The sequence below is a fragment of the Acinetobacter sp. D009 genome (genome assembly GCF_038562025.1).
Lineage (GTDB): Bacteria > Pseudomonadota > Gammaproteobacteria > Pseudomonadales > Moraxellaceae > Acinetobacter > Acinetobacter pittii.
On record NZ_CP151886.1, the window covers coordinates 1,855,765 to 1,879,712 of the forward strand.

The following is a 23,948-nucleotide window of genomic DNA, read 5'->3' on the forward strand; positions in this document are numbered from 1 at the left end:
CTTTTTTTATGGTTGATGCTTAGATTTTGTAATAAGAAAAATAATTAGTGGTTATTGAAATTTTATTTACGATTTAGACGGAATATATTTACGCATAGCAAAGATAAACAGTGTAAATAAAATACTAAAACCAAAAACAGGTAAGCTAAGACCTAACACGAAACTCAGCAATATTAACCATATTTTTTGTGGCCCAGTTGCGCGGTTCCAAATCAATAAGCTTTGACCAACAAAATGGGTTGTCATGAGTTTTAAATTCGAGTTTTTAAACGCAGCTTTATATGCATAAATAATCATAATACACAGTGTGAAAGCATAAAGTGCCAGTACCAATTGATTTATCCAACCAAATAAAACACCAATATGCGCATCAACTCCCCAACGAGTGAGCTTTGCCACCAGTGAGTAGTCTTTAAACGCAAGTTGATCTATAACTTTGTGTTGTTCCATATCAATGGCGATACTGTCTGCTTGAGTTGGCCATTTACGCTGAATTTCGGCTATAGTCCAAGCTTGATTTCCACTAGTCGGTGGTTTGATTTGTATCTGTGCTGCATCAATGCCCTGTGCTCTGGCGATTGAAAGAGCAGTATCGTACTCAGTAGAGACAATATTTAAATTAAGATTTTCACTATGAGGCATCTCGTGATGTTCATGGTGCATCACTGTAGGTAAATTATCTGTTTGAAGAGAAGTTGCTAAAGTTGGGGTTTGCCAGTTAAGCCACTGACGAGCAACTCGAATATTATCGCCAGCCCATTCAGACCATGTAAGACCTGTAACGGCGATTATTAATAAGAGAGGAAATAAAGTTAAACCCAACGTGCTATGCCATCTTAATAATCTATTTTTTTGTGTTTGCCTGATTTTAAGATTTTGACGCCGTTTCCACCAATTATACAGTCCAGTTAAAGTCAAAATGGCTAACCAGCTTGCTGCCAGTTCACTATAAAAGCGGCCCCATTTTCCTAGTAATAAATTACTATGTAACTGGTCGAGCGTAGTTCGAAACGGTAGAACCCCGCTCGTACCATAAACCGCTAGATGACCTTGAGCTTTAAGTGTAAAAGGATCAATAAAAACGGCTTCACTTGTAAAATCGTGGATAGGGTCTGAAAAAATTACACGTGTTGTCTGATCAGAGCTTGGGGCTGGCCTAACTTCAATTACCTGTGCAGACTTTGGCATTACTTGCTTTGCAGCTTCAATTTGCTGGCTCAGCTTATGTGGTGTTTGATTCAGTGGCTCAACATATAGAACATCTTTATAAATGGTTTGTTCAAATTGTGGTGTAATTGCATAGAGTAAACCAGTGATTGCTGCGAACAAGATAAATGGTGCAATAAAAATACCGGCATAAATATGAATTAAACGGTAAAGACTACGCCAGAAAGATGAGTGGGTCAGCATCGGAAGATAATGTCTATCAGATTTTGGGCTGGATTATAACGAGTTATTTATTTTAATGTTGATTGAGCTGTAGCCATTATTAAATTATTTAAATAGCTCTGATGTGCACTTTTTAAGCCAATAATTAAATAGTTTTTATTGCTTGGTAAATTTGGCGTTTTTTTTGCTTACTATCTAAGACCTTATCTAACATACTTTATTTGATTGTTGTATAAATGATAATTCAAACCGTCTTGCTCCCTTATGGTGTTTTTTTACATGAAAAATGCACCAAATAGACACGTCTTTTTATTTTGCACTATATTTGTGCAAGGCATGCCGTAATGAAGTTATTAGCTTCATTACTATCTTTACTCATTCTATGTGGATGTTCTTCATCTGAACAAAGTGGTAAAGCGCAAGAAAAGTTAGCGGCCCATTCGATATGTGTCTTTGATAGTACAAATACAAAAGTCTGTGTAGCCAAACCTGCCCAAAGAATTGTTTCTTTGTTTGAGTCGGGTTTAGATGGCTTATATATGCTAGGGCAAGGTCATAAAGTGATTGGCATACCGGCCGAAGTATACATCCAACCTTTATTGTTTAATGCCTATTCAAAAATAGATAAGCGTATTGCCAATAAGCAGCTTGCGACGCCTTCACAAGGAGCAAATGCAACCAATATTGAAAGTCTTGTGTTGTTAAAACCTGATCTGGTGATTGTAGGGAGCGGGCAGACTCAAACAATTGAGCTGTTACGGCAGTTTGGCATTGCTGTATATGTCATGGAGTCCAGTACTTACCAGCAAGTGAAAGAAGAACTTTCTGAAATTGCTATTCTGAGCGGTGCCCAAAAGCGAGCTCAGGAAATTTTAAATTTCTCTGATGAAATTGTGGCGGAGGTTGCAGCCAAAACGGCACGTCAGCCAAATAAACAATCGATTTACTATGCTTGGTCTGGTGGCCGAATTTTTTCTACCTCGGGACGTCAGTCGATTACCAATGACTTTATTGAGCTGGCGGGTGCTTACAACATTGTTCAGACCAATACGAATCAACCCAATGTAAATCCCGAGACTTTAATTGAATGGAACCCCGACAATATTGTGCTTTGGAATACCAACCCCCAACTAATTTATGAACGAAAAGAATTACAGGGTTTAAGTGCTGTGCAAAACCGAAAGGTATTTAATTTGAGTCCTGCATTTATATATAACCCACACACCATCAAAATTATTATTACGGCGATTTATTTGAATCACAGTATTTATCCCGAACAGTCCGATTTACCTGTAAGTGCTTTACAACAGCGTATTTTAACCAAGTTGTATAGTGAACACCTTGCCAAAGCGTTGGTGCAATAAAAATGGAAAAACTGAAATATTATTGGTTTTACCCTTTACCTTTCCTCATGATTTTTATCTCGCTGCTTATTGGGCCAACTCAAACATTGAGTGCATGGGATTATTTGCGGTGGGGTGTGCAAGCGGTGTTTGGTACGCCATATTTTGATGCTGAGCAATTTAGACTGATGCAAAACATTCTCGTAAATGTGAGATTACCCAGAATTTTACTGACCTTTATGGTGGGAGCTGCGTTAGCAACTGCGGGAAATGGTTTACAGGCATTGTTTCGTAATCCTTTAGTTGACTCATATGTACTCGGTATTTCATCTGGTGCGGCGTTTGGTGCAGCTTTAGCACTTTCTTTAAGTTGGCTTTCGCCAAATCTATCAGCCTTTATTTTTGGTGTGTGTGCTGTTGGCTTAACATATTTATTTGCGCATCAAAAACACGAAAGCCAGACGTCTTTAGTCATGGTAATTTTATCGGGCATGATTGTTTCGGGGCTGTTTTTAGCAGGTCTCACGATTATTCAATATTTAAGTGATCCATTTAAATTACAAGCGATCGTGCAATGGACCATGGGCAACTTACATCAGGCGTCTTGGCAAAAGGTTCAATATGCCGTGCTGCCTATTTGTATTGGTCTTGCTGGATTATTTGCGATGCGTTGGCGCCTAAACCTAATGGCACTCGGTGCTGAAGAAGCGCAGGCCGTGGGTGTTAACCCAAGGTGGGAACAACTTCTTTTAATTGCGCTAGTGACTGTATGTACCTCAACTTCTGTGGCTGCGGCAGGTATTATTAGTCTATATGGGCTCTTTATGCCGCATATTGTGAGAATGTTGGTTGGGCCAGATCACCGCTACAGCATTCCTGCCAATATGGTGTTGGGCGGTAGTTTTCTACTCATGATTGATAACTTTTCTCGGGTTTTACTGACGTTTGAAATACCGATTGGTATTTTTACCATGCTACTTGGCGCACCATTTTTCTTATTATTAATGAAAACACAGAGGACTCATTGGGCATGATTCAAATTGATCAGTTAAATTATGCCTATGGGCACAAACAGGTTCTCAAAAACATTCATCTGGAGTTTCCTGAAAATCAGTTTTCCGTCATTTTAGGGCGTAATGGTTGTGGAAAATCGACACTTTTTAAATTGATGGCTGGCCTAGAACCTGTAAAAGATGGCTTGATTCGTTACTCTGGAAAACTACTATCGGACTTTAAAGGGAAAGATCGGGCTGCATTGCTCGGCTTTTTACCGCAGTTTCATAAAACCGTATTCCCATTTTTGGTTAAAGATGTAGTGATTACCGGACGTGCTGCTTTTAGCCGATATCGTCCTTCAAAATCAGACTGGGAACGTGTAGACCAAGCTTTGCTTGATTTAGACATTGAGCATTTACGTGACCGACCTTATACCGAGCTATCGGGTGGCGAAAGACAATTGGTCATGATTGCCCGTATTTTAGTGCAAGCCCCAAAAGTTATTTTGCTCGATGAACCAACCAACCATCTCGATGTTTATTATCAGTCTTATTTAATGAAAAAATTGCGTCAGTTGTCGCGGCAAAATTTTACGGTGATTGCGATTATGCATGATCCCAATTTAGCTTTTTTATTTGCAAATCATCTGTTTTTTATGCGCCAACATGAGGTGGTTAAGCCTGGGTCTAAAACACGAATAACTGATCCGAAGTTTTTAAAAAGTGTTTATGATGTTGAGTTTCATGAAGCCATGATTCAAGACAAAACCATTGTGATTCCTGATCATTCGTGGCTATGAATATGTTGAATTATCAGGTGGTTGGAAAAACAGACTATGAGCCTGCGGTAGAGTTTGCGCTTTATACAAGGCAGCTCTTATTTCCAGAAATTTATCATGGGCAAGTCCCCAAAGATTTAAAAAATTTTGAACAATTTTATGTCCATGATCCATTGGGTTGTTTTATTACGGTAAGAGACCAAAACCGCATTATTGGCACGATTGCTTATCGAGCTTATGACCATCGCTTTGATTTAGATTTGCCGCTTAATACGGTTGAGGTGGTTAAGTTATTTGTATTGCCTGAATACCGACGTAATGGCATCGCAACCCAACTATGCAACATGTTGTTTAGCCATGCCAAAAACCATGCTATTACTAGTTTCTATTTGCATACTCATCCATTTTTACCGGCGGCTGAAGAGTTTTGGACTCTACAAGGTTTTGAGATTATTCAACGGGAATGGATTGATACGTATGACACCATTCACATGAGTAAATCTTTATAGCGCTTTATCATGCGTATGAAATCTTTTTTGAAAATGGGTAGGCGGATAACCCATAATTTTACTGAACATTGCGGTAAAAGCTGCCGAGTGTTCATAGCCCAAACTAAAAGCAATTTCAGTAATCGAGATATTTTCTTTTAAGGCATTTAAAGCATAGATGATGCAGACTCTATTACGCCAAGCCTGAAAGGACATGCCAGTTTCAGACTTAAACCAACGATGAAAAGTCCGTTCACTTTTATTGTGGTCATGTGCCCAATTTTTAGGGCTGCTATGAATATCAGGATGCTGCATAAACTCAGCACAGTGTTTAGATAACAATGTGTTGTGAGGCAGAGGAATAAACAGAGGTAGGGCTGGTGCAGCTTCTAATTCATATAACAATAAATCGATAAGAGCGCCTTCTCGGCCTGCACGTTGGTAGTCAATAGGTAGCTGATTTGCCTGAATGAGCAGTTGATGTAACAAAGGCGAGACTTGGATAACCTCGCAATATGTTGCCTGTCTTGGCGCATGGCCCGCTTCTATATACAAACTATAAGTACTGACTTTAGATAGCCATACCCGATGTGGTTTGCCTGCGGGTATCCATACACCGCTGTATGGTAAAACGAGCCATTGACCATCTTCAGTTTCAACTTTCATGAGTCCTTCGGGTGCATATAAGAACTGAGCACGACGATGGCTATGCGTATCTAACAAAGTATCAGCAGGATAGTCTGACCCTAACGCTAGAACCACTTGCGGTAGATGATCTACATCGATAATTGGAATATTACGCATATATTTTTGGCTGAAATAAATAAAAAGATGGCTTTTCTACGTTAGTTTGCCATAAGGCTATTTTATATCATGCCTCTATAAATATGAGGAAGATAACGATGCTATATGAGCTATTTTTATTTGGACTACTGTCAGGCATAACCACTTGGTTATTTGGCTTTGGCGGCGGATTTGTTGCTGTGCCTTTGCTTTATACAGTCATTATTCAAAAGTGGAGCAGTGAAAGTAGTGTCGGCATACATGCCATGCAAATCGCCGTAGCTACATCAGCTTTTGTCATGCTGTGCTCGGCAAGTTTTGCAACCTTTCGGCACTATCGTTCTGGATATATAGATTGGCAAAAGATCCGCTTTTTATGGGGTGGTATCGCATTTGGCGGAATTGTCGGTGCGGTAATGGCCTCATTGTTTAATGGCAGCTGGCTTCGCTGGATATTTATGGGTTATGTGTTCATAACGATTATTGATTGTTATTACCGACCAGGGTTTATTGTGACATCAAGGCAACAGCAAAATTATGGGCAGAACAGCGAACTCATTAAAGGCGGAGTTATCGGCTGGGTTGCAGCACTTCTAGGTGTTGGAGGAAGCGTAATGACGGTTCCTTTATTACGGCGGCGGGGTAGTTATATGGCAGAGGCCGCGGCTATTGCAAATATTCTCACGTTGCCTTTATCTTTAACTGCAACGCTGACCTATTGTGTATTGTCAATTTGGCAATCTGAATGGGCACCTAGTGGATTTATCGGTCTAATCTGGTTTGAAGCTGCTTTATTCTTGGTTGCTGGAACATGGATCGGGCTATATTTTTCAGAAAAATTTATTTCAAAACTACCTGATTTATGGCGGGCAAAGTTGTATCCGCTACTTTTAATAATAGTTGTACTCATCATGTTTTTTGTGAATTAATTTTTTATTTCAATTGGTTAAAGAATAATTTTTCTTAAATGTCGAATCTCTAAATGTTCTAAAACTGCAAATTTTATGTCTTAAAGGGCGTTGGAAAAAGTTTAAAAATTAGACTTGAAATATATAGTGGCTTTATGCCACTATATATTCATCGAAGGTCATCAGACAAAAAGAGAATGATATGGCTATCCAGCTTTTAGATGCGGCAAGAAATGAAATTCCAGTGAAATTCACGCAGTTTTCTGGTGGCGAGCGTCATGTTCAAATTGATGAGAAAACATTGAACTCACTATCTGGCAACGTATTGGTTCGCGCCAAAATGACCTCAAGTCATGATGTGATGGACTATTTGTTACTTGAAAATATATTGCTAAATCAAGGCTTAACCATTGACTTAGAAATTCCATATTTTCCATACGCCCGTCAGGACCGTATTTGTGCAGTAGGCCAAGCGTTCTCACTCGATGTGATGACCAAGTTACTCAACATCAATGCTGACAAAAAAGCGGGCAAACAAGGCAAGGTGACTGTTTGGGACTGCCATAGTGAAGTAACAACAGCATTACTTGCTGCCAATACTTCTTTTAGTGAAGTTGTAAACATCAGTTCAGTCGACATCATCGCAAAGAGTGAAGCGCTAAATACATTATTAAAAGATGAAAAAACAGTACTGATTTGCCCAGACAAAGGTGCAAAAGCACGCACACAAATGGTTGCAGATGCTTTTAATGTTGAGCGCAAACAACCAATTACTGTTGTTCAGTGTGATAAAAAACGTGACCCTGTGACTGGCAAAATTTTAGGTACGCATGTACATGCGACTGATTTATCAGGTCTAACAGCGGTCATTACCGATGACATTTGTGACGGCGGTGCAACTTTTATTGGTATTGCCAAAGAACTCCGTCGCCTTAATTGTCACAAGGTCGTTCTATATGTGACCCACGGTATTTTTAGTAAAGGAATAGAGGTTTTTGATGGACTGCTTGACCAGCTATTTACCTCGGACAGCTTCCCACAACAACCATCAGACAAAATTTCAGTAATTGCTTTTGCAGCAAAATAAAGAGAATAAAGATGACTATTAAACTTAATCCATTAAACGCTATCGATTTTTATAAAGCCGATCACAGACGTCAGTATCCAGCAGGTACAGAGTATGTATACGCAAACTTTACGCCGCGTTCATCTCGACTCGCAAAAATGCTACCGGACTTTGACGATAAAGTGGTGTTCTTTGGTCTTCAGGGTTTTATCAAACACTTTCTAATCGATACATGGAATGAAGGCTTTTTCAAGCAACCTAAAGACAAGGTAGTGGCTGCTTATAAACGCCGTATGGATAGTTCATTAGGTGAAGGTGCAGTACCTGTTGATCACATTGAAGCGTTACACGATTTGGGCTATTTACCATTACGCATTAAAGCCTTGTCAGAAGGCAGCCGCGTCAATATGCGTGTACCTGTGCTTACTGTAATTAATACCGATCCACGTTTCTTTTGGTTAACTAACTATATTGAAACGGTTTTAAGTGCTGAGCTTTGGAAAAGCTGTACTACGGCCACAATTGCCTATGAGTACAAACGCTTATTAACGCAATATGCTGTAAAAACTGGCGCACCGCTTGATTTTGTACCTGTGCAAGGACACGATTTTAGTAGCCGTGGTATGAGCGGAATTTATGATGCTGCTCAGTCTGGTGTGGGTCACTTAACTAGTTTTATTGGAACAGACTCGGTCGCTTCAATCGACTACGCAGAAGAATATTACAATGCAACAGGTGTGATTGGTGTATCTGTACCAGCAACCGAACACAGTGTGATGTGTATGGGCACAGAAAACAGCGAGCTAGAAACCTTTAAGCGTTTAATCTGTGAGCTTTATCCGTCTGGTGTGGTTAGTGTTGTGTCTGACACTTGGGACTTTTGGCGAGTGATTACCGAGTTTACGGTAGCTTTAAAACCTGAAATTCTGGCAAGACAACCCAATGCTTTAGGCTTAGCTAAATTGGTTTTTCGTCCAGACTCTGGCGACCCAGTTAAAATTATTTGTGGTGACCCAGACGCTGGAGTTGGCAGCCCAGCTTATAAAGGCGCAGTTGAATGTTTATGGGAAGTGTTTGGTGGTACAACAACTGAGCAAGGCTATAAAGTACTTAATGAGCGTGTCGGCTTAATTTATGGTGACTCGATTACCCTAGACCGTGCACAGCGTATTTTAGAAGGACTAGAAGCCAAAGGTTTTGCTTCAAACAACTTGGTATTTGGTATAGGCAGTTTTACCTATAACTACTTAACTCGCGATACTTTTGGGTTTGCTGTTAAAGCGACTTGGGGACAAGTGAATGGTGTAGGCCGAGAGCTGTTCAAAGACCCAATTACTGACTCAGGTGTGAAAAAATCTGCGAAAGGTCTATTACGCATTGAAGAAAGTGAAAATGGTTTTACCTTGTTTGATGAGCAAACAGCCGAACAAGAACAAGGCGGAGCACTAAAAACCGTCTTTGAAAATGGTAAACTTCAATATGAGTGTACTTTGGATCAAATTCGTGAGCGTTTATCCATCGCATAACTGAGTTTAGATGAGTCGTTACATGGGTATCGGCTCATCATTTTTATTGAGAGGCTGAACGTGACTATTCAAACTGAACAAGAATTCCTTGCCAGTTATGATCGCCGAGATTATGACGCACCTTTACTCACAGTAGATATGGCTATTTTCTCGGTATTTAATGGTCAGTTGCAGGTATTACTCATTAAGCGCCCCAACTTTCCAGCCAAAGGCCAATGGGCTTTACCGGGTGGTTTTGCCGATTTAACCCATGATCAAGACTTAATGGCCACGGCTTATCGTAAGCTGGTCGAAAAAACAGGAATTGCTTCACCTTACTTGGAACAAGTTGCCTCTGTAGGTAATGCTAAACGTGACCCGCGTGGTTGGGCCGTAACCATTTTGTATTTTGCTTTAATTGATTTTAATGCCTATCAACATCAAGCTTTGGCTGAATACAGCGAATGGGTGTCCGTAACAAAAGCACAAGATTTAACGTTGGCGTTTGATCATAATGAACTGCTTAGCTTAGCTTTAGAGCGTTTAACCAATAAAACCCGCTATACCGCATTACCAGCTAGTCTGATGTCTGAATTATTTACGCTAACTGAGCTACAAACCATTTATGAAATTATTCTTGGGCAATCCTTAGATAAAAAAGCGTTTAGACGCCGTATGATAGAAGCGGGTGCAGTTGAAGAAACCAACCACAGTAAAATTGTGGGCAAACGACCAGCTCAGCTTTACCGCTATGCACTCGATTCTTTCGATTTTATATTTCCTCGCTCACTCGAATTACCTAGAAATAAAGAGGGTGAAGATAAGCAAAACAATGAGCTTTCTGACTAGCGCATCTTGATGCACTTTGATTTATAATGCCGCGCTTATGATTGATGTCATGTTTTGATCAGCACTTTGCCTATGTCACACGTTTCTCCCTGCTTCCAGCAAAACCAGTTTTTTGTGTTGGTGGAATATCTCACTTCACTGCATGAAATTTATCCTGTGAAACATGAGATTGCAGGATATCCGGCTGCAATGACATTGGCTGATCGCGTACATTCAGATTATGATATCGCGCCGCTTGAAGCCAGCAAAAGTTACCCTGACTCAATCGATAAAGTTTTACACTTTTCAGGTAAGGCCCGAGACATACAAGACTTTGAGCGCTTTTTAGAACAAGCTCAAGCAGCCAATATTCAAAATTTGTTATTGCTTACAGGCGATAAACTCAAAGAACACCATAATGGTCGAGATGGACAACCTCGTAGCCGATACCTAGAGTCGGTAAACGCCGTAATGGCTGCCAAACAACATGGCGGATTTCGCATTGGGGTTGCTTTTAATCCATTTAAATATGTCGAAGCTGAGCGTGATGCACAGTATTTAAAACTGCATAAGAAGATTAAAGCAGGTGCTGACTTTATCATTACCCAATTGGGTTATGACATTGAAGCCTTAAAACAAGCCAAATCATTTTTAACCAAGCATGATTATTCGCAGCAAATACTGGCTTGTGTGATGCCTCTGACTTTAGGCCGAGCCAATTTTATGGTGAAGCATAAAGTCGCAGGTATTGTGATTACCCCGCACATGTTAAAAGTCTTGGCAGAAGAAAAACAGGCAGGGCATACAGACCGCGTTTATTTACGCTGTGCTTTACAGATTTTGATATGTAAACACTTAGGATTTTCAGGAATTCATTTATCTGCCTGTCATAAGCCAGAAGAGCAAATGTTGCTTGAAAGCTACATTGAGCAATACAGACATCTGGAGCTTAAAGCCTTAGAAGAGCTTTGGAATTCACTTTGGCAAGTCACGTCAGGCAAAGAGTTTTCACCTGAAATTACGTATTTTTCACGTCAGCCAACCTCTAAACAATTAATTAAATATCGTCAGCTACATGTTATGCATGAAGCAATGTTTGGATCAAAAATTGCCAAAGGCGTTGGACGGTTTATTTTTAAAGCGTCATTTTGGGAAAACTCTTTAGTCGCCAAAGTATTAATTAAAACAGAAGTGCTGAGTAAACATAGCTTAGTCGGTTGTGAAAGCTGTGGTCAGTGTCGCCTAAGCGATACTTTATATATTTGCCCTGAAACGTGTCCAAAAGGTTTAGCCAACGGGCCTTGTGGCGGTACAACTTTAGACCGCTGCGAATTTGGTGACCGTGAGTGTATTCATTCCGTTAAAGCAAGACTTGCAAAAGCAGTTGAACAAACTGAAATATTAAAAGAAAAACTCATTCCAACGGTCCCTATTGAAACCAGAGGAACCAGTTCTTGGAAAAACTGGTATTTAGCGACTGAGGCTTAAGTTTTGTATTAACCGTTGATTTGTCTTGCTAAAAAAATCAAATGATATGCTAAAGCACGGCAATAATTTAAAAATAACAATTGTTTGCCTTAATTATGTCCAATCAAAATGGCTATTGAGGAGTATACTTAAAGCAAATCTTTTGCGTTAAAGGAAAGGCTGTCTCAATGAAAAAATTGGTTGCTGTACTTACTGTAATTGTTGTTTTAGCTGGATGCGTTTACGACCCTGTTAATTACAACAAAATACACGACCAAGAGTTCCAAGATCACCTCAGGCAAAACGGTTAGTAATAAAAAGCCCACTCAATGAGTGGGTTTTCATTTGGAATAACTTTAGAAGAAATTTTTAAGGGTTTATATAAGTAAAAGATCACTTAAACCACTATTTTTAAAGGTTTGTTCGGCTTTTAAATAAAGAGTTTGAAATTATTTTTTATCTGGAAAATATAAGTTATTTTAGTCATCAGGATGGCTTATTTATCAAAAATATCGTTTATTTGTTTTATGGATATTGTTATTTTTTAAAAATATAATATTTATAACTTATATATATTTTATGTTTATAAGTATAACAACTTTGATTGTTAACTCATTTTTAAATTAAATATTGTTTTAATTAATAATACTTAATGATTACACAATAAAACTTATTCTTAATGTTAGTGAAATAAATCACTCTATTCAAACATATATCTCTATTTGTTACTATTCTTATAAATTATTTATTAACAAATACTTATATTTGTTTTTTGGGATTTTTTAAACCAAAAATTAGAATTACATAATTTTTTAATATAGTTTATATAATATGTTTTATTGACATAAATAGAAAAAAGATCTGGCAAATAGGTCAATGATATTTAATTCACTTAAGAACCATAATTTGCACCAAATTTTACGCTGTCACGATTCATTGTATAAAACCAAGTGAAAAGTTACGTAAAAAAGAAACCAATAATTTTATTGGCTTAAATAAAAAATCGAATATTACAAATAAGCGGAATGAATATGGATAACGTAGCTCAGCTAGAAACTGATACTAATTTCCAAAGCCGAAAGAAAATAACTTGGGGTGTTTTTAGTGTCCTACTGTTATTTTTATTTGCTGGCATATTATATTATTTTTTTGTATATCGTTTCTATCAATCTACCGATAATGCTTATGTGCAAGCCGATGTCACTTGGGTGATGCCAAAGATTTCGGGCGAAGTGATGGAGTTATTAATTAACGATAATCAGGTGGTAAAAAAAGGGGAAACTTTAGCGCTATTAGATCACCGCGATTATCAAGCTCGTTATGACCAAGCTCGTTCAGTAGTCAGCTTGAAAGAAGCTGCACTGGGTGTACAGCAGCAAAATGAAAAGTCTGCCAAATCTTCAATTATTGAAGCTCATAGTGGCGTAGTGGCAGCACAAGCTGATTTAATTCGTTTAAGAAAAGAGTTTGAGCGTTATCAAGATTTATTAAAAGATGGGGTGATTACCCGACAAAACTTTGAAGGGGTTCAGTCTCAATATTTAACGGCCCAAGCTCAACTCAGCAAAGCGCAAGCCGCCGTAAATGCGGCAGAAGCTCAGTTGGGGAGTTTACAAGCCAGTCGAGCGCAGCTTCTAGCAGATATTCAAAGTGCCAATGCAAACTTAAATCTGTATCAGGTCGATTTGGCTTCATCAAAAGTGGTCAGTCCTGTAAACGGTAAAATCGGTAGCCTTGCAATCCAGAAAGGCTCACGTGTTTCTCCGCAAACTCGCTTAATGGCGATCATTCCTGAAAATAGTTTGTATGTACAAGCGAACTTCAAAGAAACCCAAATCGAAAAAATGCATATTGGGCAGAAAGTTAAATTAAAACTTGATGCTTACCCAAGCCTGACCTATAGCGGAAAAATTGAGAGCTTTTCACCAGCTTCAGGCGCGACTTTCTCACTTATGCCACCAGACAATGCAACTGGTAACTTTAACAAGGTTGTTCAGCGTATTCCTGTGCGTATTGCCATAGATTCAAGCCCACATATTGATTTGATAAAACCTGGAATGTCGGTGAGTGCCACCGTTGACCTAAGAACTTAATAAGAAAATTTTAGGTAATAACCAATGAATAAGCACCTTGAGGCCGAGTGGAGATTCTCAGCAAAAACTGCATGGGCAATTTTTGCTGCCATGATTTTTGGCAACTTCATGGCGATTCTTGATATTCAGATTGTGGCGAGTTCTCTAAACGAAGTTCAAGCTGGTATGAGTGCAAGTCGTTATGAAGTTACTTGGGTGCAAACGGTTTATTTAATTGCCGAGATTATTGCAATTCCAATGTCGAGTATTGTCTCGCGGGTGCTTTCAACACGGGTGTATTACACCATCTGTGCAATTGGTTTTACGGTGAGTTCTTTACTTTGTGCCTTGGCATGGAACTTAGAAAGTTTATTAGTGTTCCGTGGCATTCAAGGTTTTATGGGCGGCGGCATGATTCCGACTTCCATGACGGCGTTGTATTTACTTTTTCCAGAACCAAAACGTTCATTGCCTTTGGTGATGTTTGGAATGATCAGTACTTTGGGGCCAGCGATTGGCCCCACCATTGGCGGTTGGCTCACCAATAACTTCTCATGGCACTGGATGTTCCTGATCAATATTATTCCGGGCATCATCATTGCTACGGTCATTTACTCAGGCCCTAATATCGATCGTGCCAACTATTTACTCATCAAAAGTATGGACTGGTTTAGTCTGGTCGGTATGGCCATGTTTTTGGGTGGGCTTGAGTATTTCCTTGATGAAGGCGCACGGCATGACTGGCTTGCAGACACAGGCGTTCGGATTGCGTTTATGATCTGCATTGTGGGTGGCATGATTTTCTTCTCTAGAAGCTTTACCCAGCCTAAGCCTTTGCTCGATTTATCCGTATTTAAAAACAAAAACTTTACCTTAAGTGCTATCACAACTTTTGTGATTGGCATGGCGCTGTATGGCTTGGGTTATATGATTCCCGTGTTTCTTGGGCAAGTCCGTGAAATGAACAGTAGCCAAATTGGTCACGTCATGATGGTGACAGGCATTGTCATGTTCTGCTTTGCGCCGTTCCTTGCGTGGCTTATTCCCAATTTTGATACCCGAAAAACCGTATTTGTTGGAATGATTTTGGCTGGCTTTGGTGTTTGGCTCAATTCGCACCTCAGCATTCATAGCGATTACGACTTTATGTTTTGGCCGCAAATTTACCGTGGTATTGGTCTCATGATCTGCCTGATTGTGGTTTCGCATTTAGCCATGAGCACCTTGCCTCTCAGCAAAGTAGCTGATGCTAGCGGTATTTATAACCTGATGCGTAATATTGGCGGCGCGGTTGGACTAGCTCTCATTAACTCATCTTTAGATTGGCTGACTGCGCTTCATGTTACCCAGATTAATCAGGGGATGACACCGCAAAACTGGATTTTTACAGAAAGACTCGACCAACTCACGGCGCAATATCAGGAAGTCGGTGCAAATGCTCAGCAAATTGCGCTGAGTGTGATTTATCGCGACATTCATTTTCAGGCACTGACCTCTAGCTTTAATGATCTATTACGCATGCTCGCAATCATCATGTTTGTGACCGCATTTTTAACCATCTTTATGGATCGGGGGAAGAAAATGAATATGTAGATATTAAAAAATAAAGGCAGCTTTCAAAGAATGAAAAACAATAGGGCATATCAAAACGTATCCCTTCATAGAAAAAGAACATTGATCTGAGTTTTCTAAAAATCGGTTGATGAGATCGGGGAACTCACAAATTAGAGGTGGAAGGTTAAAGGATTATGATTAATACAACGTATAAACTAATTTCAAAATTGAACCTGAAAAACACGACTTATGGTCAATATTTTGAAAAAGAGCAAATCGATACTGAGCGATTAAAAGTGATGTATTCCATTTACGAACAGTATTATGAAAATACGAGATTTTCTATTTTTGTAGATGATTTCCAAAATAAAAGCGGTGCGATCTTAATTTTTGATTCGGAAACAAATGAGATTGTTGGTTTTTCGACTGTGGTGGTGCAGCATTTCTACTTAAACGGTAAAGACTACACCGTGTTATTTAGCGGTGATACGGTCATTTTGAAGAAGTTTTGGGGTACGCGTAGTCTGCAAAGTACCATGCTCAAGCTCATGATTAAGCTTCGAATCAAATATCCATTTAACGAACTCTATTGGCTCCTCATTTCTAAAGGTTATAAAACCTACTTACTGCTCGCCAATAACTACTATGTTTATTACCCAAATATTAAAGACGAAAACCAGCATCTTTCGGAAGTCGTTGAGCACTACTGTGAAAAATTCTTTGGGGAGTACTACGACCGTGAAGCTGGCCTTTTAAATTTTGGCGATGACTATCAACCATTAAAAGGTGAAGTCGCACCAATTACTGCCGAAATGAGAGAGAAAAACCCAAATATTCATTTCTTTGAGCAAAAAAATCCGACATGGAAAGCTGGCACAGAACTACCGTGTATTGGCCGTCTTGGTTGGAAAGACATAGCCCGTTTCCCCGTAAAGCTGATGACTAAACCGACCAGTAAAGGAAAGTTTGAAGCATGCGTAACACATAAAACAAAACGTAGAGAGGCCATCCAATGAAATCTAATGAATGGCTAACTCTTGGCTCGCATCTGATTTTAAAAAAATGGTGTGATGCATCTGACCGTAATTTTCAAAAACAGTTTAATGCCTTAGAGACCACACAACGTCAAATTTTGCATTCGATATTACAGACCTCAACCTTTGCCCAAGATAAAAAGGTTCAAAACTATGAACAGTTTGTAAAATCATTCTCTGCGACACGTTACGGTGCATGGCGTGAAGATATTCAGCGTTACCGTGAACAAAAGCTTTTACTCTCGAGCAGTAAACTGGTTCGTTTTCAGCCGACCAGTGGTTCGAGTGAGCAAATCAAGTTTATTCCATACACCAAGCTGTTTTTAGATGAGCTTGACCATGCGATTGCGCCGTGGATGGCAAGTTTATATCGTAAATGCCCACAGCTGAGTTCGGGTACGCATTATTGGTCGGTGTCGTGGTTACCTGAAAGCCAGCGTGAAGTTTTAAAGGACAAAAACCTAAATGACGATAGTGCGCTACTTGGTGTAGGTAAGCGAATTTTATCTAAGTTTACTCAAGCGGTTCCAAGTAATGTTGCCTTTGCCGCCAATGCCGATGACGCACTGTTTGCCACCATTTGCTATTTGGTCGCAAACCGTAACTTAGCCATGATTTCGGTATGGAGCCCAACGTTTGCGCTGCAATTGCTGGAACGTTTGGAGTTGCTGCAACAAGATGTGATTGAGGTTTTACAAAGTGGTTCATGGGGCAACCGTCAGGCTTCATTAAAAGAAGTCACTGCTCCGCATAGCCCTGAAAGTGCTCAAGCCTTAATTGCAAGTTCAAACGGTGAACAAATCGACTTTAAAAAGCTCTGGCCAAAGTTAAGCTTAGTGTCGAGTTGGGATACCGCAGGTTCAAAAGCTTGGGCCGAAAAATTAAAAGAGAAATTACCCAGTGTTCAGTTTGAAGGCAAAGGACTATGGGCGACGGAAGGTGTAGTCACCATTCCCTACAACGACCAATACCCACTCGCATATCAAAGTCACTTCTATGAATTTGAGTATTTAGAAGGCGATAAACAAGGTCAAATCGTTCCATCATGGCAGCTTAAACAAGGTGATGTGGTCAGCCCGCTCATTACTTCGGGTAATGGCTTACTTCGCTACTGTTTGGATGATTGCTTACTCGTTACTGGCTTTATAGAGCAAATTCCGTGTTTTGAGTTCCAAGGTCGCCGTTTTGGGGTAGATCTGGTTGGTGAGAAACTTGCACCTGAAACAGCTCAACAGTTGTTGTCTCAGTTGAATGAAACCGAGTCAAAAGCGATTTCTTTACTGGCGATTGATACCCAACAACAAGTTAAACCATTTTATTGCGTGCTTTTTGAAGGTGACATTCATCACAGCATTAACAATGAATATATCGACAGTATTTTGCGTCAAAACTTCCATTATGAACTTGCACGAAACTTAGGACAGCTCGACCAGCCTCAAATCCGTCAGGCCAATAATGGTTGGAATGCGTACAAGAAACTAGTCATGTTTGATGGCATTATCGAAGGCAATATCAAACCTGAGCCACTCAAAAAAGTCACCCTCAATAGTTTGGAACAACTATGAAAGGGATGAAGCCATTTAACTCTCGTTTTTTAACACTTCGACACGCCTTGTATTTAGGCGTGTTGGTTGTGTCGAACACACACGCCATGACTTTAGATGAGGCTTTATCTGCCAGTTTAAGACATGAAAGTCAGCTTGAAGTGAGCCGTTTAAGTGTAAATCAATCCACCGCTGTGCTTGAACAGGCCAAGCAACGTGATGGACTCAAAGTCAATTTAGTTGGTCAACTGGACTATGAAAGAATAGATACGCCTTCACACGTCTTGTTTCCAACCGAAGGAAACCGTAAAGGCCGAAGTTTGCAGTTGCAGGCAGATTATCCGATTTATACGTCTGGACGACACCGTTTAGGAATAGATATTGCCGAAAGTCAGCTTTCTGCCCAAAACCAAGGTTTGTCAGATCAAAGATCGGAAACCATTTTAAATACCGTAATGGTCTATACCGACGTATTAAAAAAGAAAGCCATTTTAGAGCTCAGACAAAAGACCATGGCAAATTTGCAACGGTCTTTATATGAATCAAAGCGCCGTTTTGACGTGGGCATGATTACCCGTGCAGACTTAGCTCAGGTTTTGGCGCAAGTTGCTCAAGGCCAAGCCGATATCACACAAGCTCAATCTAACTTGACTGTAAGCGAAGCCCAGTTTTATCAAGTAACGGGTGTAACGCCTGAAAATCTTGTTGCGATTAAACAGCTACCTGCTATTCCCGCGAGCTTGGATGAAATATTGACGCAAACCAAAAACCATCCAGCTTTAATGCGTAGTAAATACGAAAAGCAGGCCGCCGAGAAACAATATGCTTTAACTAAGCGGGAACTGTGGCCTACGGTGATGCTCACCAGTCGTGCCGGAAAGCAAGATGAGGCAAGCTATATTGGTTCTGAAAGTAATAACTATATGGTTGGGGTGCAGCTCAATGTACCGCTCTATGACAACGGCTTAAATCGGGCCAATGTTAAAAAAGCGCAGGCCGATATCGATTTAGCTAACCAAAAAACGCGAAGTCTTGAACTAGACTTAAATAAGCGTACCCGTACCACCTATGCGCAGCTTCAAACCATTCGACAAAATAAAGAAGCACTGGCAAATGCTATAGAGGCTGCGTCTATTGCTTTTGTTTACACACGTAAAGAGTTTGATGTTGGCACCAAAACCACGTTTGATTTGCTCAATACAGAGCAAAAGTTACTCGATGTCCAAACCCAAAAAACCGTGAATGACCAAGACGAAGTGGTGTTTGTCTATCAGCTACTCGACCAAATGGGTCGTTTAAATAACTTGGTTCCCACACAGACCGCACAACAGGTGAATAATGAATAAAACAAATCCACCACTTGCTGACAATACGCTGATTACCCGAGAAGCAACTTTGGCCGATGATCAGGCTTTAAGAGACTTAATCGCCGTACCCATGACCACCAAAGGCATACAAATTAGCTTTCAGCGCGAACCGAGCTATTTTAGAGCGTCTGACATTGTCTATCGACATAAATTACATGTCGTGATTGAAGACACTGAAAGCCAAAAGAGGCTCGCTTGTTATAGCAATGGTTACCGCCCGTGTTATGTCGATCGGAACATTCAAAACTTACGCTATGCGGGGGATTTGCGGGTAGATCACAACTATCGCGGGAAATCACTGGTTAAGGTTTTAGCAAAGCATGTAAAACAAACCATGCATGAACCGAACTATAGCCAAATGATTATTTTTGATGATAACCACGCCGCGCGCGCTGCCATCCAAACGGGTAAAACGGGAATGCCTGATTATTATGATGAAGGGCTTATAGAAACACTCAGTCTGACGAGTACAGGCGCAAAACGAAAAATCACGGCTTTTTTAAAGCAGGTTGATAAACAGAGTGACATTCAAGAGATTCGTACATGTGTTGCTGAAGCTCAGCATGTAAAAGCGATGAACCACTTTATTAGTGACATGGCAGAGTTTTATAACTTTATTCCAGCCTATAACTTTGAAGAACTGGCCCAAGGTCATCAGTATTTTTCAGGGATAAAACTCTCAGACTTTTCACTTTATTTTAAAGGTGAAAAGCTGGTAGGCATGTTTGGTTTGTGGGATCAGCACAGTATTAAGCAAACCAAAATCTTGCACTACAGTTCAGTCATTGGAGTTTTTAGACCCATTTATAACTTGTTGACTCCACTAACCAAAGGCATGCGTTTGCCTAAACTCGGTGATTCTATTCAATACCACGTGCTACATACGCTTATGTGCCATCCCGAAGATTTGGCTTTGCATCATAAAATGCTCGAAGATGCCTATAACAAGTCAAAACAGCAGGGTATTGGCGTGGTGAGTTTTACGCTTTCACATAAAGACCCGCGCTATCAGTTAAACCAGTTTTATAAAGGTGAACGCTTAACGGGTATGCATGGTTTTATTAGTTATGAGGGCGACCCAAGACCACATTTTGATAAAAACCTGATTCCATATTTAGAGGTCGGACGTATTTAAAGCTTGAAATGACATTTTGAATGAAGCCCACGAGAGTGGGTTTTGTCATTTTGAAGATGAGCGAGGAAGTTTAAGATCAGTTTATAAAAGAAAACTTAGCAATAATTTATAATATAATTATTTAATTTTTAATGGAAAAGTATTTTAATTTTTATTGATGCGTAGTCACTAAACGTACATATAGCGCAACTACTATACAAATCGAAATTTAAGAACATGGTAGTTAAGTGATGAAAAAAAGTTTATTGGGCGGCCTTATTCTGTCTTTGTGTACAACTCCAGCTTTTGCTTTAAATATTTTATTGGTTAACGATGACGGTCTAACCAGCAATGTCAAAGCGCTCTATGATGAATTAAAAGCAAATGGTCATAGCGTGCTGGTGTCTGTGTCTTGTTCACCACAAAGTGGTCGCGGTGGCGCAATCGTGATGTACAGCTCAACGACGATTACCGCAGATAACGATAAGCAAATTGCGGCTGAAAATGGTTGTCACAACGGCGCTGCACCCATTGGCGCACCTGCGGCTGGAACCTTTACCAAAGCGGGTTATACCAATGGTGACTGGAACTACGCGCATGGTACACCAGTCATGGCAACAGTTTATGGTCTAGATGTAGTTGCGCCAAAGCGTTGGGGTAAAGCGCCAGACTTAGTTTTATCTGGCCCGAATGAAGGCCAAAATGTCGGAAAAGTCGTTGTGCACTCTGGCACGATTGGCAATGTACAGTTTTCAGCAGGACGTGGCATTCCGTCTATTGCCTTAAGCGCCGATACAAACACGGTAGATGACAAAACCTTAAACAACCCTAACTCTGCAATTGTGGCAAAACAAACTGTAGTGTTATTAAAAGAATTACAAGCTAAGGCAGGCAAGGGCCAGTTGTTGCCAAAAGGCATCACCCTAAATGTGAATTTCCCTAAAAATTTAACAACCAGCACGCCGTTTGCTTTTTCAAAGATTGGGACATATGACTTATATAAACTGAAGTTCCAAGTGACCAAAGATAATAAAGGCAACAATCAATTTGGCTTAGGAATAGATGCGGCACCATCGGCACCAACTGCCGCTCAAATGTCGGATGAAAGCGCCGTCATGCAAAGCAAAATTGCTGTGACTGCCATGCAAGTTGCTTATGACCAACGACCAGCAGGTCAAGAATGGCTTAAAATCCGTTTAAAAAGCTTATTTAACAAGTAAGGGGAAAGACCATGAAACGTTGTTTATTGGTTCTACTCCTTGGGCTTGGATTGGCGGCTTGTAATGACAATGATCATGATGACCAAGTCTCCACTGAAAAACCTGCACTGGCTCCGAGCTTAGACGTCGGTACTTATATTATTAGTACCGAAACTGATCAAGAGTTACCAATGGCGGGTAAATACTATTCTGGCGCAGATGGTTCTAAATTATTGGTTTTAGATGATGACGAAAATCGTGCCAAGATTGTGATGAGCTATGACGCAAAAACCAAAGCTTGGCAGAGCAATCAGTCTAATCAATCAATGACCGTTGAATTGGCACATTATGAAAAAATTGATGATCAGAAAATTACGCTGAATCAATTGGTCGGCAATTACGATTTATCTTTTCCAGATGGAACAACGGTAAATGCCGAGGTCAATGCACAAGGCAAAATTGTCTCGAAAGACCCAAATTGTGTGTTTACAGGTGTTATTACTGAAAGTGCTTTAGCGAACACTGCAAATTATCAACTGACCGATAACAAGTGTGATGCGCTAAAAAATAATTCGAAAGGTTATGTTGTGGTAGATGAAGACTTAGAGCCTATGAGTTTTAGACTCGTATCTGACACGGTTGCCTCAAAAGATATTTGGGCATTTGCACAATCTTAAAAATAAAAAGGCAACGGATTCATTTCGTTGTCTTTTACCTACCTCAACCTATCTTGAGCCGTTGAAACAGCTAACATGGTTTGAAGATAATAATCTACACGTGATTGATTATTTTCTTTATGTGAGTTATGCGCATTAAAGGCTGCGTCATGAAGTTTCACGACTCGAGCGATCGGATTCAAACCACAACGAATTAAATATTCTTCGCGTGTTTCAGTTTCTCGTTTAGTTAATGCATCAACGGCATCACGGACTTCTTTTCCAAATAAACTTTCGATTTTGGCTAGGGTAAGAGGTGTGTCCTCAACGCTATCGTGTAGAAGGGCTGTAATAATATAAACTTCTGAAAATTGGTGCTCAATTAATGAATTGACCACACCTTTAATATGGTAATCAAAGTAATCATGAGGACCATACTTTTGACCTTGATGCGATTCTTTTGATAATTTCTCTGCGAGTTCAACTTTATTTTGAGTCATTTTTTGCTCTTATCACTTTAAGTATATGACGCGGCCTAATTTGTGAGATGGGACGCTTAAGTCATAATTTTATACTGGATAGCGACTCTTAAAAACATCCCTTAATAACAGTAGTGTCTCTTTTTATTGATTTATTTTTAGTTGAAATAGGACAATTCAGACTTTAAGTTTTTGAAATTTTAAACTTTAACTTAATGATATAAGGGTAGATTAAAAATATTACTTAAGAATTTCCTTAATTATGTAATTAAATGAAAAACAATAATTATTTAAATAATTTCTAGCCAATTTCACATTGACACCTTAAATATTGAAGATTAACATTTGGCTTCTGGCCTACATTGCCAGGCAGTTTTGACAGACTGCTATAGGACCGCATCGGGATTATTCCTTCCGAGGAATAGTTTTGTGTGTACTTCTCGTTCCCTCCCGTAGCGGTAGGACGGGAGAGGGACACCTTTGTGTGTGCTGGAGTCCTACCAGTCTGTCAACCCTCTTTCGTTCTGCCACCATAATTCTAATGTCTTGGCAGAACTCCATATATAAGGAGTTGGCTTTGTACATTCATCATTTCTTGGCAACCATTGCCAAAAGCTATAACAACACAGCTTAAAACATTTAACGCAGCTTGATCGCCGTAAGGCTTTTTCAGGCTTTAGCTCGTTATTACTTAAAACTTAGACAATTAAACCTTGAGATGTGCTGCGCACAGTCTTTACGGCTTTGCTATGCCTTTTTTCTCCCAAAAGGCAGCGGTTTTTATATCTCATTTATATACAACAATAATTTTTATAGCGGTAAAAATATGCCAAAAATAGTTCTCCCAACACGTGCAGTACAAGTCGTAAATAAATCAATTGAGTTATTTCACTACAACGGATTTCATCTGGTAGGCATCGACAGACTTGTGAAAGAGTGTGAAGTGACCAAAGCGACTTTCTATAACTACTTTCACTCTAAAGAACGGTTGATTGAAATTTGCTTGATTGTGCAAAAAGAGCGCTTAAAAGAAAAAGTGGTTTCAGTGGTTGAATATGACCGCAGCACAAACGCAATCGATAAACTCAAAAAGCTCTATCTTTTACACACCGACCTAGACGGGCTGTATTACTTATTATTTAAAGCCATTTTTGAAACAAAACTGACTCATCCCAAAGCCTACCAAACCACCGTGCGATATAGAACATGGCTCACCAACGAAATCTATAGCCTGCTTAGAGCACTTAACGCCGATGTTTCTTTTACCGATGCCAAACTATTTTTATATTTAATCGAAGGCTCGATCACGCAGCTTTTAAGTTTGGGTGAAGTTGATGAGAGTGTAGCTGAGGTGTTTTTGAGGGGGATGGGGTGAGGG

General features: G+C 39.8%; 22 protein-coding genes. 19 read left to right on the forward strand and 3 right to left on the reverse strand.

Annotation, left to right across the window (positions count from 1 at the left end):
* Nucleotides 1-66 precede the first annotated feature (66 nt).
* Nucleotides 67-1,410, reverse strand: coding sequence for a PepSY-associated TM helix domain-containing protein (locus tag AAC388_RS08795; RefSeq protein ID WP_233732761.1), 1,344 nt, complete (start codon nt 1,408-1,410; stop codon nt 67-69).
* Nucleotides 1,411-1,733: 323 nt separating this feature from the next.
* Between AAC388_RS08795 and AAC388_RS08800 the strand changes: the two genes are divergently transcribed.
* From AAC388_RS08800 to AAC388_RS08815, 4 genes are read left to right on the forward strand one after another with little or no spacing between them, the layout of a single operon-like run.
* Nucleotides 1,734-2,753, forward strand: coding sequence for an ABC transporter substrate-binding protein (locus AAC388_RS08800; protein ID WP_342371521.1), 1,020 nt, complete (start codon nt 1,734-1,736; stop codon nt 2,751-2,753).
* Nucleotides 2,754-2,755: 2 nt separating this feature from the next.
* On the forward strand, nt 2,756-3,766 hold the full coding sequence (locus AAC388_RS08805; protein ID WP_081312750.1) for an iron ABC transporter permease: 1,011 nt from the start codon (nt 2,756-2,758) through the stop codon (nt 3,764-3,766).
* Nucleotides 3,763-4,527: an ABC transporter ATP-binding protein gene (locus tag AAC388_RS08810; protein WP_311079786.1), complete on the forward strand. Its 765-nt coding sequence runs from the start codon at nt 3,763-3,765 to the stop codon at nt 4,525-4,527. Before AAC388_RS08805 ends, AAC388_RS08810 begins: the two co-directional genes overlap by 4 nt.
* Nucleotides 4,524-5,015: a GNAT family N-acetyltransferase gene (locus tag AAC388_RS08815; RefSeq protein WP_311079788.1), complete on the forward strand. Its 492-nt coding sequence runs from the start codon at nt 4,524-4,526 to the stop codon at nt 5,013-5,015. Before AAC388_RS08810 ends, AAC388_RS08815 begins: the two co-directional genes overlap by 4 nt.
* On the opposite strand, the gene AAC388_RS08820 is transcribed toward AAC388_RS08815, so the two are convergent.
* On the reverse strand, nt 5,010-5,798 hold the full coding sequence (locus AAC388_RS08820; RefSeq protein WP_017481102.1) for a helix-turn-helix transcriptional regulator: 789 nt from the start codon (nt 5,796-5,798) through the stop codon (nt 5,010-5,012). The genes AAC388_RS08815 and AAC388_RS08820 overlap by 6 nt on opposite strands.
* A gap of 98 nt (nt 5,799-5,896) precedes the next feature.
* Here AAC388_RS08820 and AAC388_RS08825 point away from each other — a divergent pair, with 98 nt between their 5' ends.
* The 14 genes from AAC388_RS08825 to AAC388_RS08890 all read left to right on the forward strand — a co-directional run bounded on the left by AAC388_RS08825 (nt 5,897) and on the right by AAC388_RS08890 (nt 22,112).
* Nucleotides 5,897-6,706, forward strand: coding sequence for a sulfite exporter TauE/SafE family protein (locus tag AAC388_RS08825; RefSeq protein WP_342371522.1), 810 nt, complete (start codon nt 5,897-5,899; stop codon nt 6,704-6,706).
* A 181-nt stretch (nt 6,707-6,887) separates the two neighbouring features.
* Nucleotides 6,888-7,772, forward strand: coding sequence for a phosphoribosyltransferase family protein (locus AAC388_RS08830; RefSeq protein ID WP_342371523.1), 885 nt, complete (start codon nt 6,888-6,890; stop codon nt 7,770-7,772).
* Between the two features lie 11 nt (nt 7,773-7,783).
* A complete protein-coding gene (locus tag AAC388_RS08835) occupies nt 7,784-9,277 on the forward strand; it encodes a nicotinate phosphoribosyltransferase (RefSeq protein ID WP_342371524.1) in 1,494 nt (497 codons plus the stop codon).
* Between the two features lie 60 nt (nt 9,278-9,337).
* Nucleotides 9,338-10,105: an NUDIX domain-containing protein gene (locus AAC388_RS08840; RefSeq protein ID WP_342371525.1), complete on the forward strand. Its 768-nt coding sequence runs from the start codon at nt 9,338-9,340 to the stop codon at nt 10,103-10,105.
* Between the two features lie 72 nt (nt 10,106-10,177).
* Nucleotides 10,178-11,572: a methylenetetrahydrofolate reductase C-terminal domain-containing protein gene (locus tag AAC388_RS08845; RefSeq protein WP_342371526.1), complete on the forward strand. Its 1,395-nt coding sequence runs from the start codon at nt 10,178-10,180 to the stop codon at nt 11,570-11,572.
* A gap of 167 nt (nt 11,573-11,739) precedes the next feature.
* Nucleotides 11,740-11,862, forward strand: a complete 123-nt coding sequence (locus AAC388_RS08850; RefSeq protein ID WP_266097222.1) for a hypothetical protein — start codon at nt 11,740-11,742, stop codon at nt 11,860-11,862.
* A gap of 720 nt (nt 11,863-12,582) precedes the next feature.
* On the forward strand, nt 12,583-13,644 hold the full coding sequence (locus AAC388_RS08855) for an HlyD family secretion protein (RefSeq protein WP_057085607.1): 1,062 nt from the start codon (nt 12,583-12,585) through the stop codon (nt 13,642-13,644).
* A 24-nt stretch (nt 13,645-13,668) separates the two neighbouring features.
* On the forward strand, nt 13,669-15,216 hold the full coding sequence (locus tag AAC388_RS08860) for a DHA2 family efflux MFS transporter permease subunit (RefSeq protein ID WP_057085606.1): 1,548 nt from the start codon (nt 13,669-13,671) through the stop codon (nt 15,214-15,216).
* A gap of 188 nt (nt 15,217-15,404) precedes the next feature.
* Nucleotides 15,405-16,193, forward strand: a complete 789-nt coding sequence (locus AAC388_RS08865; protein ID WP_171071499.1) for a hypothetical protein — start codon at nt 15,405-15,407, stop codon at nt 16,191-16,193.
* Nucleotides 16,190-17,776, forward strand: a complete 1,587-nt coding sequence (locus AAC388_RS08870) for a GH3 auxin-responsive promoter family protein (protein ID WP_337078061.1) — start codon at nt 16,190-16,192, stop codon at nt 17,774-17,776. The genes AAC388_RS08865 and AAC388_RS08870 overlap by 4 nt, the downstream gene beginning before the upstream one ends.
* Nucleotides 17,773-19,101, forward strand: a complete 1,329-nt coding sequence (locus AAC388_RS08875; protein WP_342371527.1) for a TolC family protein — start codon at nt 17,773-17,775, stop codon at nt 19,099-19,101. Before AAC388_RS08870 ends, AAC388_RS08875 begins: the two co-directional genes overlap by 4 nt.
* Complete coding sequence (locus AAC388_RS08880; protein WP_342371528.1) at nt 19,094-20,257, forward strand: hypothetical protein; 1,164 nt, start codon at nt 19,094-19,096, stop codon at nt 20,255-20,257. The genes AAC388_RS08875 and AAC388_RS08880 overlap by 8 nt, the downstream gene beginning before the upstream one ends.
* Nucleotides 20,258-20,484: 227 nt before the next feature.
* Entirely contained in the window at nt 20,485-21,456 is a 972-nt protein-coding gene (locus tag AAC388_RS08885; protein WP_342371529.1) for a 5'/3'-nucleotidase SurE, read from the forward strand.
* Nucleotides 21,457-21,467: 11 nt separating this feature from the next.
* Nucleotides 21,468-22,112 (forward strand): hypothetical protein, encoded by a 645-nt coding sequence (locus AAC388_RS08890; RefSeq protein WP_033850097.1) that lies wholly within the window; start codon nt 21,468-21,470, stop codon nt 22,110-22,112.
* Between the two features lie 38 nt (nt 22,113-22,150).
* Here the strand turns inward: AAC388_RS08890 and AAC388_RS08895 are convergent, their stop codons facing one another.
* On the reverse strand, nt 22,151-22,591 hold the full coding sequence (locus AAC388_RS08895; protein WP_342371530.1) for an HD domain-containing protein: 441 nt from the start codon (nt 22,589-22,591) through the stop codon (nt 22,151-22,153).
* A gap of 805 nt (nt 22,592-23,396) precedes the next feature.
* Between AAC388_RS08895 and AAC388_RS08900 the strand changes: the two genes are divergently transcribed.
* Nucleotides 23,397-23,945, forward strand: coding sequence for a TetR/AcrR family transcriptional regulator (locus tag AAC388_RS08900; RefSeq protein ID WP_342371531.1), 549 nt, complete (start codon nt 23,397-23,399; stop codon nt 23,943-23,945).
* Nucleotides 23,946-23,948 lie beyond the last annotated feature (3 nt).

What these genes read in the sequence shown, in the direction of transcription:
- AAC388_RS08820 (WP_017481102.1), bottom strand. Translation starts at nt 5,798, where the DNA reads ATGCGTAATATTCCAATTATCGATGTAGATCATCTACCGCAAGTGGTT.
- AAC388_RS08800 (WP_342371521.1), top strand. Translation starts at nt 1,734, where the DNA reads ATGAAGTTATTAGCTTCATTACTATCTTTACTCATTCTATGTGGATGT.
- AAC388_RS08850 (WP_266097222.1), top strand. Translation starts at nt 11,740, where the DNA reads ATGAAAAAATTGGTTGCTGTACTTACTGTAATTGTTGTTTTAGCTGGA.
- AAC388_RS08810 (WP_311079786.1), top strand. Translation starts at nt 3,763, where the DNA reads ATGATTCAAATTGATCAGTTAAATTATGCCTATGGGCACAAACAGGTT.
- AAC388_RS08830 (WP_342371523.1), top strand. Translation starts at nt 6,888, where the DNA reads ATGGCTATCCAGCTTTTAGATGCGGCAAGAAATGAAATTCCAGTGAAA.
- AAC388_RS08855 (WP_057085607.1), top strand. Translation starts at nt 12,583, where the DNA reads ATGGATAACGTAGCTCAGCTAGAAACTGATACTAATTTCCAAAGCCGA.
- AAC388_RS08875 (WP_342371527.1), top strand. Translation starts at nt 17,773, where the DNA reads ATGAAAGGGATGAAGCCATTTAACTCTCGTTTTTTAACACTTCGACAC.
- AAC388_RS08845 (WP_342371526.1), top strand. Translation starts at nt 10,178, where the DNA reads ATGTCACACGTTTCTCCCTGCTTCCAGCAAAACCAGTTTTTTGTGTTG.
- AAC388_RS08815 (WP_311079788.1), top strand. Translation starts at nt 4,524, where the DNA reads ATGAATATGTTGAATTATCAGGTGGTTGGAAAAACAGACTATGAGCCT.
- AAC388_RS08895 (WP_342371530.1), bottom strand. Translation starts at nt 22,591, where the DNA reads ATGACTCAAAATAAAGTTGAACTCGCAGAGAAATTATCAAAAGAATCG.
- AAC388_RS08880 (WP_342371528.1), top strand. Translation starts at nt 19,094, where the DNA reads ATGAATAAAACAAATCCACCACTTGCTGACAATACGCTGATTACCCGA.
- AAC388_RS08890 (WP_033850097.1), top strand. Translation starts at nt 21,468, where the DNA reads ATGAAACGTTGTTTATTGGTTCTACTCCTTGGGCTTGGATTGGCGGCT.
- AAC388_RS08835 (WP_342371524.1), top strand. Translation starts at nt 7,784, where the DNA reads ATGACTATTAAACTTAATCCATTAAACGCTATCGATTTTTATAAAGCC.
- AAC388_RS08860 (WP_057085606.1), top strand. Translation starts at nt 13,669, where the DNA reads ATGAATAAGCACCTTGAGGCCGAGTGGAGATTCTCAGCAAAAACTGCA.
- AAC388_RS08795 (WP_233732761.1), bottom strand. Translation starts at nt 1,410, where the DNA reads ATGCTGACCCACTCATCTTTCTGGCGTAGTCTTTACCGTTTAATTCAT.
- AAC388_RS08805 (WP_081312750.1), top strand. Translation starts at nt 2,756, where the DNA reads ATGGAAAAACTGAAATATTATTGGTTTTACCCTTTACCTTTCCTCATG.
- AAC388_RS08900 (WP_342371531.1), top strand. Translation starts at nt 23,397, where the DNA reads ATGCCAAAAATAGTTCTCCCAACACGTGCAGTACAAGTCGTAAATAAA.
- AAC388_RS08825 (WP_342371522.1), top strand. Translation starts at nt 5,897, where the DNA reads ATGCTATATGAGCTATTTTTATTTGGACTACTGTCAGGCATAACCACT.
- AAC388_RS08870 (WP_337078061.1), top strand. Translation starts at nt 16,190, where the DNA reads ATGAAATCTAATGAATGGCTAACTCTTGGCTCGCATCTGATTTTAAAA.